Origin of the sequence: Nocardioides sp., from assembly GCF_031397825.1 — a bacterium.
Taxonomy (GTDB): Bacteria; Actinomycetota; Actinomycetes; order Propionibacteriales; family Nocardioidaceae; genus Nocardioides.
The window spans coordinates 1-2,324 of record NZ_JANNML010000005.1 but is presented as its reverse complement, the minus strand read 5'-3'; the positions used below and the strand labels follow the sequence as shown (position 1 = coordinate 2,324).

The 2,324-nt window shown below is 73.5% G+C and carries 2 protein-coding genes; both read right to left on the bottom strand.

Annotated features, from left to right (window positions below):
- Nucleotides 1-1,655: acyltransferase family protein (locus RMN98_RS00385; protein ID WP_309646817.1), on the bottom strand; the 1,655-nt coding region annotated here is incomplete at its 3' end.
- A gap of 91 nt (nt 1,656-1,746) precedes the next feature.
- A partial coding sequence (locus tag RMN98_RS00380) for an ABC transporter ATP-binding protein (protein ID WP_309646816.1) occupies nt 1,747-2,324 on the bottom strand: 578 nt, incomplete at its 5' end.

Genomic DNA, 2,324 nt, shown 5'->3' with positions numbered 1-2,324 from the left:
TGGTCCTCGGTCCAGCGGTGGAACTCCTCGCACTCGGGCCAGGGGTCGCCGGTGAAGGCCTCGGAAGGATCCACCAGGGCGGCGCTGCACTGAGCCTTGACGAGGTAGAAGGCGCGGTAGCCGGACCGCTCGGCGATCTGGTCGAAGGCCGGGATCCAGGCCCGCGCGTGGGAGTCGCCGATGACCACCAGGGTCTTGTCCCCGTCGTCGTCCCCGCGCGGGCAGAGCTCCCAGGTGGTGCCACCCTCGTAGAGGCAGTCGCCGACGTCGGCGAGGTCGTCCTCGAGGTCGACCAGGTCGGGGGTCAGGTCGCTGGGCGCGGCCTGGTGGGACTGGGCGGCGAGGACCGAGGCACGCACGAGCGCGTCGGGGCCGTCGTCGGTGATCCCGAACTGGCTGGTCGTGATGGCGGGGGAGTCGCCGTGCTCGCTGACGCGGTAGTCGGACCACGCCCAGCCGGCGCCGGCCGTCGAGCCCACGAGGCCCAGGAACACGGGGTAGAGGATCAGCGCCCGGCGGGGCCGCACGGAGGAGACACGGCGGGTGCGGAAGGGCTGCTCGACGAAGCGGTGGGTGAGGTAGGCCAGCTCGAAGGCGAGCGCCACCAGCAGCACGACCTCGAGCGGCCGCAGGTCCCGGCCGAGGGCGGTCGGCGGGACGATGAGCAGCGGCCAGTGCCACAGGTAGAGCGAGTAGGACCAGTCGCCGACGGCACGCATCGGGCGCAGCGACAGCAGTCGTCCCGCGCTCGTGGTCACGCCCGGGTGGGCGCCGGCGTAGAGCACCGCGGCGGTGCCGAGCACGGGCAGCGCAGCGGCGTAGCCGGGGAACGCCAGGGTCTCGTCGAAGGCCAGGCAGGCCAGCAGGACCGAGGCCAGGCCACCCCACACGAGCACCTCGGCGCCGCGGCGGTGGCGCAGGGTGCGACCGGCGTGCACGGCCAGCGCGACACCCGCGCCGACGGCCAGCTCCCAGGCGCGGGTGAAGGTCGAGAAGTAGGCAGACTGCGGCTCGGCGCCGGTGTGGACCAGGGACCACGCGAAGCTGGCGACGCCGATCGCGACGATGGCCACGACGAGGCCGCGCAGGATGCCTGTGGACCGGCCCTCCGTCGCGCGTCGGCGGGCCACGACCCAGACGACGGCGCCGACCAGCAGCGGCCACACGAGGTAGAACTGCTCCTCGACCGCCAGCGACCAGTAGTGCTGGAGCGGGGACGGTGCGGCCTCGGCCGCGAAGTAGTCGACGCCCTGCTGGGCGAAGCGCACGTTGGCGGCGAAGACCGCCGACCAGAGCGCGTCCTTGGCGAGGTCGATCGCCTCGAGCACGCTCATCCAGAGCACCGAGGCGGCCACGGTCGCGACCAGCACGACGCTGGCGGCGGGCAGGATGCGCCGGGCCCGGCGCGCGTAGAAGCCGCTCAGCGAGACCCGGCCCGAGCGCGAGGCCTCGGTCACCAGCAGCTGGGTGATCAGGAAGCCCGAGATCACGAAGAAGACGTCGACCCCGACGTAGCCGCCCGGGAGGAACGCGACGCCGGCGTGTGCGGCGAGGACGGTGAGGACCGCGACCGCGCGCAGGCCTTGGACGTCCTCGCGGAACCCCGACGAGGATCGCTGCGTGCGCGGCTGCTGGGTCGCGCGCGTCGGGTCCATGATCAGATGAAAATATCAAGAGCGCACCAAGACGACGAAACGACGAGGGCCTTTCCCCAGAACTGAGGAGGCCAGGGCGTCGTACGGCGGGTCAGCGGCCGCCGTTCCAGCTGTCCCAGAGCGCGGCGTAGGACCCACCGGCCGCGACCAGCTCGTCGTGCGAGCCGAGCTCGGCGATGACGCCGTCCTCGACGACCGCGACCCGGTCGGCGTCGTGCGCGGAGAACAGCCGGTGCGCGATCGCGATCACCGTGCGGCCCTCGAGCACGGCCGCCAGCGAGCGCTCCAGGTGGCGGGCGGCACGCGGGTCGATCAGCGACGTCGCCTCGTCGAGCACCAACGTGTGCGGATCGGCCAGGACCAGGCGGGCCAGCGCGATCTGCTGGGCCTGGGCGGCCGTGACCGCACGCCCGCCGGATCCGACGACGGTGTCGAGCCCGTCGGGGAGGCCGTGGACCCAGTCGAGCGCGTCGACCGCGTCGAGTGCCGCGCGGATGGCGTCGTCGCCGGCGTCCGCGGGGGCCGCGAGGGCGAGGTTCTCCCGGAGCGTGCCGACGAAGACGTGGTGCTCCTGGGTCACGAGCGCGACGTGGCCGCGCAGGTCGGCCAGCGGCAGGTCCACGAGGCCGACCCCGCCGACGGTCACGGCGCCGGTGCGCGGCGGGTGGA